17 protein-coding genes are annotated in these 18,216 nt (G+C 58.4%); 10 read left to right on the forward strand and 7 right to left on the reverse strand.

Going from position 1 to position 18,216, the window contains the following annotated elements:
- Positions 1-125: 125 nt before the first annotated feature.
- Complete coding sequence (locus tag VJ464_26805; protein HKQ08761.1) at positions 126-1,646, reverse strand: shikimate dehydrogenase; 1,521 nt, start codon at positions 1,644-1,646, stop codon at positions 126-128.
- Between the two features lie 29 nt (positions 1,647-1,675).
- Positions 1,676-2,620, reverse strand: coding sequence for a cysteine synthase A (cysK, locus tag VJ464_26810; protein HKQ08762.1), 945 nt, complete (start codon positions 2,618-2,620; stop codon positions 1,676-1,678).
- A 240-nt stretch (positions 2,621-2,860) separates the two neighbouring features.
- Here cysK and proC point away from each other — a divergent pair, with 240 nt between their 5' ends.
- The 6 genes from proC (at position 2,861) to VJ464_26840 (ending at position 8,136) form a co-directional block, all read left to right on the forward strand.
- Entirely contained in the window at positions 2,861-3,676 is an 816-nt protein-coding gene (proC, locus tag VJ464_26815; protein ID HKQ08763.1) for a pyrroline-5-carboxylate reductase, read from the forward strand.
- Positions 3,676-5,448, forward strand: a complete 1,773-nt coding sequence (locus VJ464_26820) for a DUF885 domain-containing protein (GenBank protein HKQ08764.1) — start codon at positions 3,676-3,678, stop codon at positions 5,446-5,448. The genes proC and VJ464_26820 overlap by 1 nt, the downstream gene beginning before the upstream one ends.
- A 28-nt stretch (positions 5,449-5,476) precedes the next feature.
- Positions 5,477-6,313 carry a nuclear transport factor 2 family protein gene (locus VJ464_26825; GenBank protein ID HKQ08765.1) on the forward strand — a complete coding sequence of 279 codons (837 nt, stop codon included), beginning with the start codon at positions 5,477-5,479 and terminating at the stop codon, positions 6,311-6,313.
- Positions 6,314-6,327: 14 nt separating this feature from the next.
- Complete coding sequence (locus VJ464_26830; protein ID HKQ08766.1) at positions 6,328-7,110, forward strand: HipA family kinase; 783 nt, start codon at positions 6,328-6,330, stop codon at positions 7,108-7,110.
- Positions 7,088-7,486 carry a DUF3037 domain-containing protein gene (locus VJ464_26835; protein HKQ08767.1) on the forward strand — a complete coding sequence of 133 codons (399 nt, stop codon included), beginning with the start codon at positions 7,088-7,090 and terminating at the stop codon, positions 7,484-7,486. The genes VJ464_26830 and VJ464_26835 overlap by 23 nt, the downstream gene beginning before the upstream one ends.
- An 89-nt stretch (positions 7,487-7,575) precedes the next feature.
- A complete protein-coding gene (locus VJ464_26840) occupies positions 7,576-8,136 on the forward strand; it encodes a Uma2 family endonuclease (protein HKQ08768.1) in 561 nt (186 codons plus the stop codon).
- 85 nt (positions 8,137-8,221) lie between these two features.
- On the opposite strand, the gene VJ464_26845 is transcribed toward VJ464_26840, so the two are convergent.
- Both VJ464_26845 and VJ464_26850 read right to left on the reverse strand, forming a co-directional pair.
- Positions 8,222-8,623: a BON domain-containing protein gene (locus VJ464_26845; GenBank protein HKQ08769.1), complete on the reverse strand. Its 402-nt coding sequence runs from the start codon at positions 8,621-8,623 to the stop codon at positions 8,222-8,224.
- A gap of 197 nt (positions 8,624-8,820) precedes the next feature.
- Complete coding sequence (locus VJ464_26850; GenBank protein ID HKQ08770.1) at positions 8,821-10,425, reverse strand: NAD(P)/FAD-dependent oxidoreductase; 1,605 nt, start codon at positions 10,423-10,425, stop codon at positions 8,821-8,823.
- Between the two features lie 481 nt (positions 10,426-10,906).
- On the opposite strand from VJ464_26850, the gene VJ464_26855 reads away from it, so the two are divergent.
- Positions 10,907-12,259 carry an alkaline phosphatase family protein gene (locus VJ464_26855; protein HKQ08771.1) on the forward strand — a complete coding sequence of 451 codons (1,353 nt, stop codon included), beginning with the start codon at positions 10,907-10,909 and terminating at the stop codon, positions 12,257-12,259.
- A gap of 140 nt (positions 12,260-12,399) precedes the next feature.
- Here VJ464_26855 and VJ464_26860 read toward each other — a convergent pair whose 3' ends face one another.
- The 3 genes from VJ464_26860 to VJ464_26870 all read right to left on the reverse strand — a co-directional run bounded on the left by VJ464_26860 (position 12,400) and on the right by VJ464_26870 (position 14,943).
- Positions 12,400-13,380: an acyl-CoA desaturase gene (locus VJ464_26860; GenBank protein ID HKQ08772.1), complete on the reverse strand. Its 981-nt coding sequence runs from the start codon at positions 13,378-13,380 to the stop codon at positions 12,400-12,402.
- 614 nt (positions 13,381-13,994) lie between these two features.
- Positions 13,995-14,522, reverse strand: a complete 528-nt coding sequence (locus tag VJ464_26865; GenBank protein ID HKQ08773.1) for a hypothetical protein — start codon at positions 14,520-14,522, stop codon at positions 13,995-13,997.
- A gap of 112 nt (positions 14,523-14,634) precedes the next feature.
- Entirely contained in the window at positions 14,635-14,943 is a 309-nt protein-coding gene (locus tag VJ464_26870; GenBank protein HKQ08774.1) for an RNA-binding protein, read from the reverse strand.
- Positions 14,944-15,314: 371 nt separating this feature from the next.
- Between VJ464_26870 and VJ464_26875 the strand changes: the two genes are divergently transcribed.
- From VJ464_26875 to VJ464_26885, 3 genes are all read left to right on the forward strand, one after another.
- On the forward strand, positions 15,315-15,497 hold the full coding sequence (locus tag VJ464_26875) for a hypothetical protein (protein HKQ08775.1): 183 nt from the start codon (positions 15,315-15,317) through the stop codon (positions 15,495-15,497).
- A 178-nt stretch (positions 15,498-15,675) separates the two neighbouring features.
- Positions 15,676-16,395, forward strand: a complete 720-nt coding sequence (locus VJ464_26880; protein ID HKQ08776.1) for a Crp/Fnr family transcriptional regulator — start codon at positions 15,676-15,678, stop codon at positions 16,393-16,395.
- 230 nt (positions 16,396-16,625) lie between these two features.
- The gene (locus tag VJ464_26885; GenBank protein ID HKQ08777.1) at positions 16,626-18,191 is read left to right on the forward strand and encodes a radical SAM protein; all 1,566 of its coding nucleotides are present in this window, start codon (positions 16,626-16,628) and stop codon (positions 18,189-18,191) included.
- Positions 18,192-18,216: the final 25 nt, after the last annotated feature.

Here is an 18,216-nt window from a genome sequence, read left to right on the forward strand (position 1 = left end):
GCGGCAGATCACCCGGCGCATACTTTAAGCCGTTTCGATTGGGTTTACCATGTAGCGCAATCTGTTAGCTTGCGCTGTGGCTCGGGCAATCTAATAGATTGCGCTACACCCGAATGAATTCGGCTCTAAGCCGGGTTTACCTTTTCAAGGATGGCGGCGCGCAGCACTTCAATGGGCGGTTTACGGCCCGTCCATAATTCAAACTGCCGCGCCGCCTGCGCCGCCAGCATCTCGACGCCGTTGATCGTTACACAACCGTGCAGGCGGGCGTCAGCGAGAAAGCGGGTCTCCGGCGGATTGTAGATCAGGTCATAGGCGATCTTGCGGTCGGCCCAAACATCGCGGCGAACGAGGCTCGTGCCTTCGTCGTGATTCAGCATGCCGACGGGCGTCGTGTTGATGATGATCTCGGCGTCGCTTGTGGCCAACGATTCGACGGGGTGAGCCGCGAGGTCGAATTCGTTAGCGAGCGCGGCGGCTTTTGCCGGATTGCGGGCAAAGAGCGTCACCCGCGCGCCGCGCTCGCGCAGCCCGAAGACGAGGGCGCGCGCCGAGCCTCCGGTGCCGATCACCGCGCAACGCGCCTGCCGCAAATCAGTGACCGCCTCAAGCGGTGCCATCGCGCCATCGGCGTCGGTGTTATAACCAATCAACCGCTCGCCTTTGATGACGACGGTGTTCACTGCGCCGATGCGCCGCGCCGTTTCATCCAGCTCATCAAGGAAGGGAATCACCGCCGCTTTATGCGGGATGGTGACGCTGAAGCCGCGCAACGGCCAATCAATCTCGCGGGTCGCGGGACGAACAAGGCGCTTGAAGAATTCGCCAACCTCATTCACTTCAAAAGGCAGGTAAACGAAATCCAATCCCATCTCTTGAAAGGCGCGGTTGTGCATTTGCGGCGAAGCCGAGTGCGAGACCGGACGGCCAACGATGCCGACAACCTGTGTGTCGGGTGTCAAGCGGTGAATGCGATAGAGGTCACGCAACTCCTCGCAGGTCACCTGGCCGGGTGCGCTTTCGTGGCCGCGTGCCAGTGAGCCATAGGTGAGAAAGCTGCCGCGCACGGGACCGAGAATTCTGGTGAGCAAACCGGCTTCCTGCATGGCGATGGCGATCAGCGGGCGATGTTCAGTGGCGGCGCGGTCGAGCAAGCCAAGCACCCTCAGCGCATCGGTGATGTCGTTCGCGCGCACGGCGATCTTGTGAATTGCCGCGGGTCGTCGCGTCAGTCGTTCGTAGATGGCCGACAGGTCGGCGGGCGTTTTCGAGAAGTTGTGATAAGAAACGATCAGCCGCGAGGCATCCAATCGCGCTGCCGTGCCCTCGTCGTAATGCGCCGCTTCGATGTCGCAATAGTCCGCGCCGCGCCGCAACGCTTCTGTGAGCAATCGCAGGCGCACGGCTTCAGCGACCTCCTGCTGTCCGCCTTCATCAACCGCGCGACAGGTGACGATGACCGGCAGCGGTTTGTCATCCAGCAAGGCGCTTAATCTGTCCGGATTGTTGAAATCGAAGTCGCGCAGGTAATCGAGCCGCAGCTCGATTATGTCGGCGACCGCGGCGGCACTCTGCATGGCGGCGCGCGCCGCGGCCACGCCGGACTCGGTAATAACCGCACAGATTCTGGCTGATTTGTCAGGCATCACTTGCAGGCGAGCGGTTCGAGCCGGCTTCACTCTTCGTCAAACGCGAAGACATCGGTTGACAGATAGCGCTCGCCGAAATCGGGCAGGATCGTGACGACGCGCTTGCCTTCTCCCATCTCGGCGGCAATCTTCAGCGCCGCCCAGCAGATGGCGCCCGAGGAAACGCCACAGAGGATGCCTTCCTCGCGCGCTAGCCGCCGCGTCGTTTCTTTGGCGTCGGCGTACTCGACGGGCACGATACGATCAATGACTTCCATGTTAAGCACCGCCGGAATAAAGCCCGCGCCGATGCCTTGAATCTTGTGCGGCGCGGGTTTGCCTCCTGAGAGCAGCGGCGAATCTTTCGGCTCGACGGCGATCAACGTTACATCGCGCAGGCGGTCTTTGATCACCTCGCCGACGCCGGTGATCGTGCCGCCGGTGCCGAAGCCGATGACCAGCGCGTCGAGCCGCGCGTCGGTGTCCTCGATAATCTCCAGCGCCGTCGTCTCGCGATGGATGCCGGGGTTGGCGGGGTTACTGAACTGCATTGGGATAAAGCTATCGGGCGTTTCTTTCATTAACTGCTCGGCGGCGGCGATAGAACCCTGCATCTCCTGCGCGCCCGGCGTCAGCACGACTTCGGCGCCGAGCGCCCGCAGGACGCGAACCCGCTCGACGCTCATCGAATCGGGCATCGTCAGAATCAAGCGATAACCTCGGGCGGCGGCGGCCATCGCCAGGCCGATGCCGGTATTGCCCGAAGTCGGCTCGATGATCGTTGTCTTGCCGGGCGTGATGCGGCCCGCGCGCTCGGCGGCCAGAATCATCGAAGCGCCGATGCGGTCTTTGACCGAGCACATGGGGTTGAATGATTCGAGCTTGGCCAGAACTTCGGCAGCGCCCGCCGCGGGCAAACGATTCAGGCGTACCAGCGGCGTGTGGCCGATGGTGTCGAGTATGCTGTTGCTGATCTTCGGGCGACGTGCCATGTAAATAGCCTAGCACAAAGAAATGATGAACGATAAATGATGAATAAAGACAAGGAATCAACCGCCAAGACGCCAAGAGCGCCAAGCCGATGCCAAAGACGAGCGGCTTTCTCTTGGTGTCCTTGGCGTCTTGGCGGTTGATCTCCCGAGTCCGATCATCATTCAACGTTTATCACTCATCATTTCTCATTGCCGTCTGCTATGATCAAACTCATAGCAAGCACCGACGGAGTACATGGAATGTTGAAGGATAAAAAGCTCGCCGTGCTGGGCTGCGGCAAGCTCGGCGAAACGCTGATCAAAGGGCTAATCGAAGCCGGCGTCATCGAAGTTACAAATGTTACCGTCACCGCCGGCCATCAGCAGCGCCTCGACCAGATGCGCGAGCGCTTCGGCGTGGCCGGCACGCTGTCGAATCGCATGGCGGCAGAGGCGGCGGACGTTATCATCCTCGCTGTGAAGCCGCAGACTGTGCCGCGCGTCGTCGTCGAAATCAGCGAAGCGCTGCGCGCCTCACAGGTGTTGATCTCTGTGGCCGCATCGGTCAGCACAGCGTTCATCGAAAAGCATCTCGGCGCGCCGGTGCCGGTGATCCGCGCTATGCCGAACACGCCCAGTCTTCTGCGAAAAGGGATGACGGGGATTGCCCCCGGCAGCAATGCCGGGAGCGAGCACGTCGCACTGGCCAAGTTCATCTTTGACGCCGTCGGGCGCACCGTGGTCGCCGACGAAAAGCACATGGACGCCATCACAGGGCTATCGGCAAGCGGCCCGGCGTTCATCTATATCGTCATCGAATCGCTCGCCGAGGCCGGCGTCAAAGTCGGGCTGCCGCGCGACGTGGCGACAGAGCTGGCGGCGCAAACCGTTGTCGGCGCGGGTTCGATGGTGCTTGAGACCGCCGAGCATCCGGCCAAGCTCAAAGACATGGTGACGACGCCCGCCGGCTGCACGATTGATGGCATTCTCGAATTGGAAGAAGGCGGTCTGCGTGTGACGCTGATCAAAGCGGTCGTCAAGGCGACCCAGCGAGCAAAGGAGCTACTGGAAACCTGATGAAGGCAAAGAGCAAGAGCGGCGCGGCGTTTCTCGTTTTCATTCTCACATGCTTTCTTGTATCTGCTGCATTCCCATCAGCCGCCATCATGCAGAAGGACGAAGACAAGAGCGCAATTGCGGCGGCGGGCTTCCCCAAGCTGGCGGATGAGTATCTGAACGATCTTTACTTGCGCCACCCGACGGCCGCCGCCGCCTCGGGGCTGCATGCCTGGGACGGGCTGCTCGAAGATTACAGCACGGCGGCCATCAATGATGAGATCGCCGCGATCAAGAAATTCCAAGCGCGTCTGCAAAAGATTCCGCCGCTTGAGCTGGGGCTGTCGGACATTCTCGATTACCAGATTCTCGCTTCGAACATGAAATCGCGCCTGCTGGAGCTTGAGCAGATCAAGAGCTTCGAGCGCAACCCCGGACTCTATAACGATGTGCTGTCGAGCGCGCTGCTGCAAATCGCCTCGTTTGAATATGCGCCGCTGGATTCACGCCTGCGCCACATCCTCGCGAAAGAAAAGCTGGTGCCGCGCTTTCTCGATGCCGCCCGGCAGAACGTTCACAATCCGCCCGCCGTTTATTTGAAAGTCGGCATCGAAGGTTTCAAAGGGACGCTCGACTTTGTGCGGAACGACCTGCCGAAAGCTTTTGCCGCCGTCAAAGATGACCGCTTGCAGGCCGACTTTAAGAAGTCAACCCAGGTTGCCGCCGAAGCGCTGGCCAAATACCTTAAACACCTGCAAGAGACGAAGCCCGACCCGGCAGCGACTTTTGCCATCGGCAAGGAAAATTACGAAGCGAAACTGCGCTATGATGAAGGCATAGACATTCCGGTTGATACGCTGTTGAAGATCGGCTACCGCGAGCTGAGCAAAGCGCAGGACGAGTTCCGCAAGACGGCACGGCTGATCGATGCGCGCCGCGACCCGCAAGCCGTCTGGGCAGACATCCAGCGCGACCACCCGAAAGCCGACACGCTCGTGCAGGAGGCCGGCAAGCAGCTCGATGAGCTGGTGAAGTTCATCAAGGAAAAACAGATCATTACCTTGCCGACCGAACAGAAGCCCGTGGTCGCGCCGACGCCGGATTTCATGCGCTGGTCTACGGCGAGCATGTGGGCGCCCGGCGCGTTCGAGCGGCCTTCGGTGCTGGCGCGCTACCTGATTACCGACGTTGACCCGAAGTGGACAGAGAAACAGAAGGAAGAGTACCTGGCGTCGATCAATTACGAGCAGTTGTGGACGACGTCGATCCACGAAGCCTATCCGGGCCATTACGTGCAGGGCATCTATCTCAGGCAGGTGGCATCGCCGGTGCGAAAGACTTCGGCCATCGCGCCCGGCAGCTTCGTCGAAGGCTGGGCGCATTACACCGAGCAGATGATGATTGAAGAAGGCTTCCAAAACCATGACCCGAAGCTGAAGATGGGACAGCTCGCCGACGCGCTCTTGCGCCTGTGCCGTTTCGTCGTCGGCATCCGCGAGCACACCGAAGGGATGACCGTCGAGCAGGCGACGCGCTTTTTCATGGAGAACGCTTACATGGGCGAAACGCCGTCGCGCATCGAAGCCGAGCGCGGCACCTTCGATCCGACCTATCTGGTTTACACGGTCGGCAAGCTGGCGATCTTGAAGATGCGCGACGATTACCGCCGCTATCGCCGCCAGGAATTTTCATTACAGGAATTCCACGACAAGTTGCTGCAAAACGGCAACGCGCCGCTCTGGGTGCATCGCCAGTTGCTGATGCCCGGCGATAAAGGCAAGCTGCTGGAATAACCGAAAATTACCTTGAGAAGGAAAATCCATGAAGCGAGTGCTTTCACTGCTGGTTGTGATCTTGATGGCGGCGCTCGGCGTGCACGCGCAGACGAAGTCGGATGCCGCCGAGTTGACCGAATTATTGAAAGAGTTCTTAGCCGGCGCTTCGCGCAACGATGCGGCAATACATGACCGCTTCTGGGCCGAAGATTTGATCTACACGCGCTCGTCCGGTCGGCGCACAGGCAAAGCCGACATCATGCGTGGCTTGCACTCGGCTCCGCCTTCCAAGCCCGGTGACCCGACGACGAATTACACCGCCGAAGAGATTCGCATTCAGCAGTACGGCAACACGGCGGTGGTGGCTTTTCGCCTGGTCGGCACGACCGAGCGCGGCGGGACGACGCAGGTCAGCCGTTTCCTGAACACCGGCACGTTCGTCAAGCGGAACGGCAAATGGCAAGTCGTCGGCTGGCAATCAACGAAGATGGCTCGCCCCGAAGAAGAGGCCCGAAAAGAAGTGGCGGCGGCCGAAACCGCTTTTCATCAGGCGCTGCTCGCGGCTGATGTCAAGAAACTGGAATTGCTGATGGATGCCAGCTTCATCTGGACGCATCACGACGGGGAACAGAAAACGCGGCAACAGTTGCTCGACTTGCTCGGCCAAGGGCAATTGAAGTATGCGAAGCTGGAGAACCGGAACGTGACCGTCGCCGTGTATGGCGATACGGCTGTCGCGCGCGGCGAGTCATCACGACAGCGCAGCATCTCCCCCAGCTCTGCGTCTGGTGATGCCAGCCCCCTCACCGTTTTTTACACCTTGACGTTAGTAAACCAGGATGGCGCATGGAAAGCGGTGGCCATGCATTCCAGCCGCCCTTGAAAGCTGAGCAGGCGATGAGCGTCAGAACTGTCACCGCTACACGATACGTCACGCCGTTGCGCGAGGGCGGGTCGCTGCCGGCTATTGTCGAAGCCGATGACGACGGCATGTACGTGCTGAAATTCAGAGGCGCGGGGCAGGGATTGAAAGCCTTGATCGCTGAGCTGGTGGCGGGCGAGCTGGGCCGCGCCGCCGGGCTGCCTGTGCCGGACATCGTCTTTGTCGAGCTTGACGCGGAATTCGCCCGCACAGAGCCCGACCCGGAGATTCAACATCTCATACGGACGAGCGGCGGCCTCAACCTGGCGCTCGACTACCTGCCCGGCTCGGTGATGTTCGATCCCGTCGCCGACCGCATTGATGCCGACCTGGCCGCTTCGGTCGTCTGGTTCGATGCCTTCGTGACGAACGTAGACCGCACGCCGCGCAATACCAACATGCTGATGTGGCACCGCAATCTCTGGCTCATCGATCACGGCGCGGCGCTCTACTTTCATCACACCTGGGCCAACTACCGCGAGCGCAGCCGCGACCCCTTCGCCTTGATCAAAGATCATGTGTTGCTGCGTTTTGCCGGCGCGCTCGACGCCGCCGATGCGCGGATGACCGAGCGCCTCACGCCCGAAGTCATTGACCGCGTGGTTAAACTTATTCCTGACGAGTGGCTGACTGGCGATGCGTTATTCGGCAGCCCTGATGAGTACCGCAAGGCGTATGTTGAATATCTGGTGACACGGCTGGAAGCGCCGCGCGGGTTCGTGGAGGAAGCGATTCGTGCCCGATCACTGCATCTATGATTATGCGATCATTCGCGTCGTCCCGCGTGTCGAGCGCGAAGAGTTCGTCAACGTCGGCGTGATCTTTTCGTGCCCGGAGAAGAAGTTTCTCGAAGCCCGCATCGAGCTGGATGAGCAGCGTTTGCGGGCGCTCGATGCGACGATGGACATCGAAGCCATCCGCGCACACCTGGCGACCTTCCCGGTCATCTGCGCGGGCGGCGAGCCGGCGGGGCCGATTGGCCGGCTGTCACAGCGCGAGCGCTTCTACTGGCTGACGGCGCCGCGCAGCACGATGGTTCAGATATCGCCCGTGCATACGGGCTACTGCCATGATCCGAGCGCCACGCTTGAGCACCTGCTCAACTCGATGGTGCGCCCGGCGTGTAATGCATAGGGTTAAATCTTATGCAGGGTCGAGCGTCAGTTTTGCGCGATGTTGCCGCGTCAGCCGCTTGTGATAGAATCGCAGAACACGGAGGTTTTATGAGCACGCACGTTGAACCGCTGATGACCATCGATGACCTCGACGCCCTGCCGGATGATGGCTACCGTTACGAAATCATTGAGGGGGAACTATTCGTGTCTCGTGCCCCCAATCTCAAACATCAACGTGTGATGGGAAAGCTTTTCGGGGCATTTCTCACTTACCTTGATCGCAATCCCATTGGAGAAATCCTGACCACGCCGGGTGTCATCTTCAGCGATTATGATGGGGTGATACCCGATTTGGCGTTCATCACCTATGAGCGACGAGATGAGATTGCTGCCGGAGACCGCATAACCGGTGCGCCTGATTTGGTCGTCGAGATCATTTCTCCGGGAGCCGAGAACGAAAAGCGAGACCGCGTTGCCAAGCGCCAACTCTACGGCAAGTATGGGGTGAAAGAATACTGGGTGGTTGATCCCTACCTACAGACCATTGAAGTTTACCTTCTTGAGGGCCAGCGACTGGAACTGAAGGCGAGGTATTCACAAGCAGATGAGCTGCTGTCTTCCGTGCTACCAGGATTCGCTTGCAAGGTCGAAAGCATCTTCGGCGTTTAACTCGTCGCGCTTTCAATACGCGGGAAAGGAGACGGGGAGCCTCGCCAGGCTCCCCGTTCGGCTTATGAGACAAATAGCAGGTCGCTCACATATTCTTGTTGCTCTTTTTCTTTGAAGCCGCGGCGCCATTCTTATTGGTGCGCGGCACGGCGGTCTTCATTTCAACGTCGAGCTTGTTGGTGACGCTCTTCACGCACTTCACGGCACGGGCTACGCGCGTCGCCGTGCCTTTGTTGCTGCCGGTTTTGACTTTGCCGGTCAGCGTGACCACGCCGCCGTCCGCCGTCGCGGTGATCGCTTGATCTTTAAGCGATGGCGCTGCCGCGATTCGCTCGCTGACATTCTTAGCCAGCGTCACATCGTCTACGGTTGTGCAGTCAACCGGCGGCATCTTAGGCTTTCTCGGCTTCGCCGCGTTCTTGTTCTGCGCGAATGCCGCGCCGCACATCAACACCAGCACCAACAATGCAACAAGGGGTCTTCTCATAGCCAATCTCCTTTTCAGCCGGGGCCGGGCGCGGCGCATTCGTATCGCCGCAACTGACAGCCTGCCCCGATTGCGATAGATGTGAACGGATTGCCGTCGAGCGTGGGGAAGCGACTCGCGGCGGATCGTCGGCGAAACTGCGCGGCGGCCATGCGCCGCCGGAAACGCCGAGATTATTTGCGAAATCGCTCTCGCCGTCAAGTCAGCTTGCGCCCGCGCCAGTCCGTCAGAATCTCGCGGGCCGCGTTGTGACCCGGCGCGCCCATCACGCCGCCTCCGGGGTGTGTGCCCGACCCGCACAGGTAGAGCGCCGCGACCGGCGTGCGATACCGTGCCCAGCCGGCCAGCGGGCGCATGAAGAAGAGCTGATCGATGGTCATATCGCCATGAAAAATATTGCCGCCGGTGAGCGAATACTGCTGCTCAAGGTCCTTTGGCGAAACGACGTGGCGGTGAATGATGGCGTCGCGAATGTTCGGCGCGTACTCGGCCAGCAGATCGATGCAGCGGTCGGCGAAGACGTCGCGCAGCGAATCCCAGTCGCCGTCGCGCAGCGCGTAAGGCGCGTACTGCGCGAAGACGCACATGATGTGTTTGCCCGGCGGCGCAATCGAATCGTCATACGCCGTCGGGATCGTCAATTCAAGCAGCGGGCGCTCGGAACAGCGCCCCGCCTTGGCGTCATCCCAGGCGCGGTCAACGTACTCCATCGAAGGGCAGACGTGCATCGTCGCTTTGTGGTGCGGGCCAAGCCTCGTGCCGGGATAAGCCGTGAAATCGGGCAGACGGTCGAGCGCCAGGTTGATCTTGAACGAACAGCCCTGCATGCGAATGTTTTCGACTTCGCGGCGAAAATCGCTATCCAGCTCTTTCGCCTCGATGAATTTGAGAAAAGTCGTTTTCGGGTCGGCGTTCGAGATGACGGCGCGGGCGTGAATCTCTTCGCCGGAATCGAGAGCGACGCCGAAGGCTCGGCCCTCGCGAATCAGGATGTGCGAGACCGTGACGCCTGTGCGGATCGTCGCGCCGCGCGAGCGCGCCGATTCGGCGATGGCTTGACTGATCGCGCCCATGCCGCCGCGCGCAAAGCCCCAGAGGCCGCGAATGCCGGTCGCGCCGCCCATCACGTGATGCAGCATGATGTAAGCCGTGCCCGGCGTTGATGGGCCGCCGTTGGTGCCGATGACGCCATCGGTCGAAAGCGTCGCCTTGATGTGATCCGACTCGAAGCGCTCGTCGAGATAGGTGCGCACACTCTGCGTCATGATCTTCACGAGGTGGACGATGTCCGGGTCGCGGAAGCGCAGGGCTTCGAGGCCGAGGCGACCGAGCGCCAGCAGGTCGCCGATCTTGCGGTGGATGATGTCGGGCGGCGTTCGCATCAATAACCCTTCGACCCACTCGGCCAGCCGCGCCAGTTGCTGCTCATAATCCGCATACGTTTGGGCGTCTTGCTTGGAGAACTTTGCCAGCTCTTTCTGCGTCGCCGCCATGTCTTGCCAGAAGAAGAGGTGGCGGCCATCGGGAAAGGCCGAGAAGAACGAAGGGTCTTTCGCGTAGAGGTGAAAGCCGAAGCGCGGCAGCTCAAGCTCGTGGATGATTTTGGGTTGCAGCAGGCTACACAGGTAAGAGAGCGTCGAGACTTTATAGCCCGGCCAAATCTCTTCGGTCACGCAAGCGCCGCCGATGACTTCGCGGCGCTCCAGCACCGTGACCGACAGGCCGGCGCGCGCCAGGTAAGCAGCGGTGACCAGTCCGTTGTGGCCCCCGCCGATGATGATTGCGTCAATCGCTTTTGCCATGTCGCTGAGGCGGATGAATAGCTGAAGTAGGGTGCTTAGAGACTCTGCTTGTCGCGCCCTTCGTCAGTGGATCGCATCAGTTTAGCGAAGGCCGATAAAGAGATGCCGGCGAGCGTTAAGGCGCAGAGGAATGCAAGAATGCAGGCCAGAACAACGACGACCACTTGAATCATAACGAGCCTTTCAGGGGGCGGGTCCAAAGGGGTATGACGCGACAACTGTAAACGAACTGGCGGTTTAAAAGCAACAAGAAAGTTTCTACTGGCAGGGTCTATTCATTCTCGAATAACCATTGGGGATGAACCGCCAAGACGCCAAGACCGCCAAGAAAAGCTCTGTCTTCTCTTGGCGGTCTTGGCGTCTTGGCGGTTTAAGTCCGGAGAATGAATAGACCCTGTTTCTACTGGCGCTACCATTGCATTGCACTGTAAAAGATGATACATCTTCAGGCCCAATCACGGTTGATGCAAAGGAGACGAAGGTGAGCAACATAAAGGACAAAATCAAACACGTCGTTGTGCTGATGCTGGAGAATCGATCCCTCGATAATATGATGGGATTTCTATACCCGGATCGGTCCGAATTTAATGGCATCCCCCCAAACACCTATTACAACAAGATTCATGCGACCGGAAAGGTCTATGCCCAGCCGCTGCCGTCTTCGTTGACGACCGGCTGCTTAAAGAATCCGAACCCGGACCCCGGCGAAGGCTTCGACCATGTGAACACCGAGCTGAATATCACGCCCGAAACGCCACTCGGTGATAATAGCGGTTTTCTCCGCGACTACTTTCAGGTGACAGGCAGCGCGGAACTCGCCCCGCACATCATGTACAGTTACACGCCGGAGCAAGTGCCGATCATCAGCACCCTGGCGAAACATTTCGCGGTCAGCGATCAATGGTTCTGCTCAGCGCCGACGGAAACCTTTCCAAATCGCCTGTACGTCGCCACCGGCACATCGGCGGGCTTGCTTTACGATGGGGCATTGTTCGACCCGGACTTTTTTCAGTACCTCGCCGACCTGCCAACCGTCTTCAATATGTTCGAGGACAGCGGCAGGACGTGGAAGTCCTACTTCCACGACGTGGCGTTCAACTGGGTGCTGCTTCAGGATGGCAGCTTCACGTCGCCCAACATTGACAGCTATGAGCTGCACTTCCAGTCCGACCTGGATGGCGACAACTTCCCCGACTATGCGTTCATCGAGCCGGCTTACGCCTTCTTTCCCAACGACGAGCATCCGCCGCACGATGTGACCGCCGGTGAAGCGCTGATTGCAGATGTCTATAACCGCATCTGCCAGAGCCAGTACTGGGAAAGCACTTTGCTCATCATCACCTATGATGAACATGGCGGCTGTTATGACCACGTCACGCCGCCGCCGGCGCCGCCGCCCGACACGATCTACTCGATCAACCCGCCATTCAACTTTGATCGCTATGGGGTGCGCGTCCCCGCGGTCTTCATCTCGCCCTACATCTCGCCGCGGACGATTGTGCGGGCCGTGCCGGATTGGAACTTCAGTCCCACCGACCTGCCCTTCGATCACACCACGGTCATCAAGACCCTGACCAACATGTTCGACCTTAAGCTGGCTGCCACCGGCAACAACTACCTGACTGAAAGGGATCGAGCGGCGCCCGACCTCTTCGATGCCTTGACGTTGACCGACACGCCGGACAATAATCCCGGCCCGCTGGTCGCGCCTCACGTCCCGATAGAATGTTACATTGATCTTGACCTTTCTTCTGATCGCAAGATGAAGTTCCTGAAGTTGAAAGCGCTGGCGCGCGCCGTCATGCAGGCACAGTCTTCTGCTCCGAAGACATAAGGTTTGGAACTCGGCTGCTTGGCTTTAACCCTGCCGCGACGTTCAAGGCTTTGACGGCCTGGTGGCATCATCGGCCTCCATCCTGTCGAGCCTTTGATTGCCAAGGACAGCGGGCTTCCTCGAACCAATGAAGTCTTCCTTCAGGCGATCTCTCGTTCGCTCACGTCCGGCATACCCATCCGCCGCAGCCAGCGAAAGTGCGACCGGACGCCTGTCCAGAAAGACGTGTGCTCATGGTATTTCACCCCGAATTCTCGACAGGTCTGCTCGACGAGCTTCGAGATGGCAGGGTAATTGACATGGCAGATTCGCGGAAACAGGTGGTGTTCGATTTGAAAATTCAAGCCGCCCAACAACCAGGCTGCCACACGGCTGCGCCGTGCAAAGTCCACTGTCGTCTCTACCTGATGGATGGCCCAGGCGTTTTCAATTCGCCCGCTTTCTTCTCGCGGCAACGGAAACTCCGCCTCCCCGACGCAGTGCGCAAGTTGAAAGACGACGCTCAACACCATGCCAAGCACCAGCGCCGCTACCGCGTAGAATATCGCTACGACCCACACGGGATGCAACAGCAGGGGAATGCCGAATGCCAGGGCAACAAAGATCGCTTTGCCGCTAAGGAAAACGCCGAGGTTCCCGCGCTTCGGGCGCGGCACACGATGTTCGCCGACGCGCCCGAGGGTGACGTCGCGGAAATCACCAACCAGATGCCAGTGGATCGCCAGCAAGCCATAAAGCGGCCAGAGATAGAACTGTTGCCAGCGGTGAAACCAGAAGCGCCTTTGATGCGGCGTCAGCCGGCCAATTGCGCCGAGCGTGATGTCCGTGTCATGGCCCGTGATGTTGACATAGGTGTGATGGAAGATGGCGTGCTTCCAGTGCCACTGGTAAGAACTCCCGCCGACCATATCCAGGGTTCTCGCCATCAGTCTATTGACCCGGGCGTGATTCGAATAGGCATGATGACCGCCGTCATGCTGTATGTTGAAACCGATTGCCGCGGTGGTTAACCCGAGCAAGACGGCCAGCGGCAGGGCTTGCCACAGAGCCTGTGCCATGAAAACCAGCAGCACATAGCAGACACCAAAGACGGCGAGCAGGATGGCCGTCTTCAGATACATTTGCGGGCAGTCTCGCTGACGCCGCCCGGTGCTTCGGAAAAACTCATCGATGCGTCGCCGAACTTCGATTTGGAAATCATTATTGCCGACGAATTTCAATCTTTCGTCAGTTCCTGGGGGGTGAACAGGCTGGTCGGTGTTATGCGGCTCAACCGCCTGGCAAGTTGTCATGGCAATCTCCTTGATCAGCTTTATTATTGCCCCCGGCCCTGTTTGCAAGGTATCGGACAGAGATTGTCGTCTCTGACAACACTCCAGGCAACTTTAGTATAGGACTTCTAAATGAGGGGTGCTGTGCAATAGTGAACAGTCAGGGACGGGCACAATCGGGGTATCGTAGAAAAGTCAACCGGCGGATGTAGGGTGACGGCACCGTTATCCTCACAACGATACCCCGTACACTGCTTGGGGATGGTATCGTGTCCTGCCTCAGAAGGGCCGACCCCGAAGGGTCGCCCCTTCTTTTTCATCGCCAGTTCGGCAATACGATTTGCTACCGAGACTGCCCGCAGGTCGTCTGCATCGAGCGATAGGTTCAGCGGGACAAACCGATCAAGGCAGATTCGGGCTCACTTCAAAGGGAAGTTCAGGCAAATCGTGATAACGACAATCCTTCAGCTATGGGGATCGAGTTCCTGGAAATCAGACTTTTGCAGTATATAACCGAAGAATAGTTCGCGGCTGATATTGCGGGCTTCATGACAGGCGGCGGATTCTCCGGTATCACATAATCCGGCCAGCTCACATAAGATCGCTTTGGTTGTGCCACGGATTGCAAGCTTCTTGGTGAAAAGCTGTGCGACCAGTCCGTCTGCCACCTCTTTTGCCCGGCGCGCCTCGGCCAGCTTCAGCTGCTTACACAGCAAGGCAAGCTTGGCGCGATCATAGTTCTCGTTGAAGGCAACTTTGACCTTGGCCTGGCCTAGCTGAAGGTGCCGCTGCTTTGGGAAACCCGCCCGATTGTCTACTTGTTGAAGGGTCTGCTCCAACTTCTCGTCCAGGATCGCGCGCTTGTATTTCGTCAAGCCGCGCCCTGACCAGAGTATGGTGTACTCATCGGCAGTTACCGAGGTTACGACGCCGGTGCCATAGCGTGAAGCCATTTGCGCATCTTTATAAATAAGGACATCATCCGTCTTCATTGTCATCTATCCTCCCAGGTTGCCTGCAACATATTTAGGCTCAAGAGACGGATAGGATAAACAGCGTATTATTCCGTTTATCCCATCCATCAGGTTTCTTTCTTAGCTGGATTTAGTAGCGTTTTTCGAAGCTGCCGCGACCGCCTTTGCGGCCCCCGCCGTTGCTCGAACGCTCCTCGCGCGGGCGCGCTTCATTGACGGTCAGCGCACGGCCATTGAGTTCCGTGCCGTTGAACTGGGTGATGGCTTTATCGGCAGCCTCCTGGCCCATCTCCACAAAGGCAAAGCCCTTCGACCGACCGGTGTCGCGGTCAGTGATGAGCGAAGCCGATTCGACCTCGCCGGCCTGCTCAAATAGTGTGGTGAGGTCGCTTTCTGTCGTTTGATACGACAGGTTTCCAACATAGATTCTTTTAGACATGTTTCTCCTGAAACGGGTTAGGAGGAATTTCCGAGGCTTTGCGGGATGGGCTGAAATTGGGAATCAAACATTCTCCGAACAGCGGGACGTTCCTGAAATGAGAAGGACAGCAGCACTCGCACTGCCATAACGAACATAATCATATTACCACAGCCGGAGGATTAAAGCGAATCGCTGACCATGGCAAAGCTCAGCACCCTGGATCGCTGACGCCGCCGCAATGCCGATGAAATCAGCTCCGTCAGTTGTGCAATATTGCACAGCGCCCGTTCCGTATCCGGCCTAAACTGGGATGGGCCAGAGAGTGGCACGCGTTTAGTACCTGAGAATCGCCCGCAGGGAACGATGGCACATGCGAGGAATTAGCCTCGATGGCCGGCACGGCGCGGTCGCGGATCAGCGTCTTTATGCGGCGCTTCGGCAATCTTAACCTGATCGAGATCAGTGAAGCGCATCCCCTCATCATCAAGGAAAACGACCTCACGGCGTATCTGGCATCGATTGCCTGGCCCTGCTGCCTGCCCGCTCTGCGCATCGGGTGTTTATTTCGATGAGTGTGCAATGTGCGACATTGCTGAATCGACAGTTGGCGTATCGTAGAAGCGTCCACCAGTCGATGTACAGGAGAGGTATTAACGACCGTCATCCACGGAGCTCCTGTGCATCGCTTGGTTATATCAGCCGCACGCTGCCGACGGGCGGCGGCAAGCGCAAGGCAGTCGGAGGCCCTGAATGCTGCCATCTCGCAAGGTCACATTAGGATCTGAAAATCGCATCCTCGCCTCTCTGCCGAGGGGCGATTATCAGCGCATACTTTCTGGCCTAAAGCCCGTTTCGTTGAAACTGGGAGATGTTTTGTATGAGGCTGACGAAGCCATCCGTTATGTCTATTTCCCCATTAAAAGCGTGGCCTCTCTCATCTGGAAGACAGAAGATAGCACGACGATTGAAGTCGGCATGGTGGGCAACGAAGGCGTGACCGGCATTTCAATCATTTCCGGCATCAAGCGACTGCCCTATCAGACGATTGTGCAGGGGGCGGACGACGCAATGCGAATGAATGCGACGGCGCTGATTGCCGAGTTCAACCAGTATGGCGCCCTGCATGGTCTTCTGTTGCAATATATGCACGGCCTCTTCATACAGGTGGCGCGGACCGCGATCTGCAATCGCATTCACCCGATCCAACAGCGATTCTGTCGATGGCTGTTGATGATTAGAGATCGGACGAGTTCCGATGAGTTGTGTCTCACCCATGAGTTTATTGGCAGCATGTTGGGAGCGCGGCGGACGGATGTAACCATCGCCGCCGGGGGGTTGCAGAAAGCCGGGCTGATCCGCTATAGCCGCGGCAACGTCACCGTGTTGGACGTCCAGCGCCTGGCCGCCGCGTCGTGCGACTGTTACCGGATCAGCAAAGCGGAGTTTGAGCGTGTCGGGCTTGGCCTTTAACCGAACCCCTTATGTTTGCCATCAAACGTATGCTACAGTTGAAGCCGCGGACCTTTTGTGTTCACAGCTTCCATTCACGGTCGAGCATTGCAGATGATGAAATATAAGCAAGGATTCCGCTGCTCGGCCTGCCTGGCATCCCTGCGGCGAAGCAGTGCCGCTGCCAATCACCGGTAAAATACGCTATCCGCTGATTTCTATGTGGACGGCACACATTGGGAAGGAAAATCGTGGCCAATCCGTCGAAACTGCGCGTCGTGGTGATAAAGCCCTCGAAATACAATCCAAGAGGTTTATTGGAGAGGTTCTGGAAAGGCTTTATGACCAATAGCACGATTTACTACATCGCCAGCCTCACGCCCTCTGAGGTGGCCGGCGTGCCGGTTGAAGTGCATACCATCGATGAATACGTCGAGCCGAATCTCCGCTACCTTGAGTTGCTGCAAAAACCGGGCGGTGACGTACAAAATCTGGTCGCCCTGGTCGGCGTGCAGAGTCACCAACTCCATCGCGCTTTAGATTTGGCCGCCTACGCCGTCGAGCATGGTTCGCACGCCGTTATCGGCGGGCCCCATGCCATGACCTGTGACACGACCATGCTCCAGGGGCGGGGGGTAAGCTTCGCCCTGTCGGAGGCCGAGCTGGTTCTGCCGACCATCTTGGAGGATGCCTTGCACGGCCAACTACAACCCGTCTACGGCAAAGAGCAGCGCTGGCAGCAAGAGTTAGAAGCGCCGATTGTCAATCCGCCGGACAAGAAAAGGTTGCGCCGTTACCTCGATAAATCGTGCGGTTGCTATCCGGTTCGCGGCTGCCCGTATGCCTGTACGTTCTGTTCCGTCATTAAAATTGCCGGACAGGTCGTCCGTAGTCAGCCGATCTCGGTCACCATGGAGAGCTTAAAGCGGGCCAAGGCGGCGGGCGTGCGAAATATTGTTTTCACTGCCGACAATTTCAACAAGTACGCCGAGGCCCCGGAGCTGTTGCAGGCCATGATCGATGAGAAGCTCGGCCTGCCGTTCTTTGCTCAGTGCGACACGCAGGTGTTCAAACAATCCGCACTCATTGAGCTGATGGCGCGCGCCGGTTGTGCGCACATTTTTTTGGGCACAGAGAGTTTTGACCGCCGAACCCTTCTGAAGATGCACAAGGCGCATAACCACCCGGAAGAGTACGCCGGACTCGTCCGCCTGTGCCATGAAAACGGCATCCAGGTGCACTTGTCCAACATCATCGGTTTTGCGGACGACACCGAGGATAGCATTCGGGAGCACCAGCGGGTGCTGTTGGAGCTGGCGCCGGATGTCGCATGGTATTACATCTTGTGTCCCATTCCCGGGACCGAGCAGTATGACGAGTTCCTGGCAGCGGGCCTGATTACGGAGCCGAACCTGGATCGTTTTGACGCCAGCTGGCTGACCTGGACACATCCAAACCTGAGCAAAAAACGCCTGCATGGATTGCTTTTTGATTGCTACAAACAGTTCTACAGTCTTTCAGAAACCTGGCGGCGAATGAAGAAACTCAAGCGAGAAGGGGAGGGCGGCTGGGAGCGAACCGTAGGGGCATACCGTGACAGTTTCTTTGTCCGCCTGGCGGTCGGCCAGGGCTTGCATCCCATGGATGGCGGCATCTACCGGTTCCGCCTCGACGAGGCCCGCGACTATCAACATCTGCGGCGTAAGTATTACGATTTCGATCTCGCGCCATTGCCTAGGAGCCTGGCGCTTTCAGCTCAAGATGAAGAGTTCAACCGGCGCAAAAAGCTGGTGCTCCCGGTTTTAGAGGTGGTGTGAGCCGTTTCTATGATTCCGTTCTGAC

It is taken from the genome of Blastocatellia bacterium, assembly GCA_035275065.1.
Lineage (GTDB): Bacteria > Acidobacteriota > Blastocatellia > UBA7656 > UBA7656 > DATENM01.

What these genes read in the sequence shown, in the direction of transcription:
- VJ464_26830 (HKQ08766.1), top strand. Translation starts at nt 6,328, where the DNA reads ATGAGCGTCAGAACTGTCACCGCTACACGATACGTCACGCCGTTGCGC.
- VJ464_26880 (HKQ08776.1), top strand. Translation starts at nt 15,676, where the DNA reads ATGCTGCCATCTCGCAAGGTCACATTAGGATCTGAAAATCGCATCCTC.
- VJ464_26860 (HKQ08772.1), bottom strand. Translation starts at nt 13,380, where the DNA reads ATGTATCTGAAGACGGCCATCCTGCTCGCCGTCTTTGGTGTCTGCTAT.
- cysK (HKQ08762.1), bottom strand. Translation starts at nt 2,620, where the DNA reads ATGGCACGTCGCCCGAAGATCAGCAACAGCATACTCGACACCATCGGC.
- VJ464_26825 (HKQ08765.1), top strand. Translation starts at nt 5,477, where the DNA reads ATGAAGCGAGTGCTTTCACTGCTGGTTGTGATCTTGATGGCGGCGCTC.
- VJ464_26875 (HKQ08775.1), top strand. Translation starts at nt 15,315, where the DNA reads ATGGCCGGCACGGCGCGGTCGCGGATCAGCGTCTTTATGCGGCGCTTC.
- VJ464_26870 (HKQ08774.1), bottom strand. Translation starts at nt 14,943, where the DNA reads ATGTCTAAAAGAATCTATGTTGGAAACCTGTCGTATCAAACGACAGAA.
- VJ464_26805 (HKQ08761.1), bottom strand. Translation starts at nt 1,646, where the DNA reads ATGCCTGACAAATCAGCCAGAATCTGTGCGGTTATTACCGAGTCCGGC.
- VJ464_26865 (HKQ08773.1), bottom strand. Translation starts at nt 14,522, where the DNA reads ATGAAGACGGATGATGTCCTTATTTATAAAGATGCGCAAATGGCTTCA.
- VJ464_26845 (HKQ08769.1), bottom strand. Translation starts at nt 8,623, where the DNA reads ATGAGAAGACCCCTTGTTGCATTGTTGGTGCTGGTGTTGATGTGCGGC.
- proC (HKQ08763.1), top strand. Translation starts at nt 2,861, where the DNA reads ATGTTGAAGGATAAAAAGCTCGCCGTGCTGGGCTGCGGCAAGCTCGGC.
- VJ464_26850 (HKQ08770.1), bottom strand. Translation starts at nt 10,425, where the DNA reads ATGGCAAAAGCGATTGACGCAATCATCATCGGCGGGGGCCACAACGGA.
- VJ464_26820 (HKQ08764.1), top strand. Translation starts at nt 3,676, where the DNA reads ATGAAGGCAAAGAGCAAGAGCGGCGCGGCGTTTCTCGTTTTCATTCTC.
- VJ464_26840 (HKQ08768.1), top strand. Translation starts at nt 7,576, where the DNA reads ATGAGCACGCACGTTGAACCGCTGATGACCATCGATGACCTCGACGCC.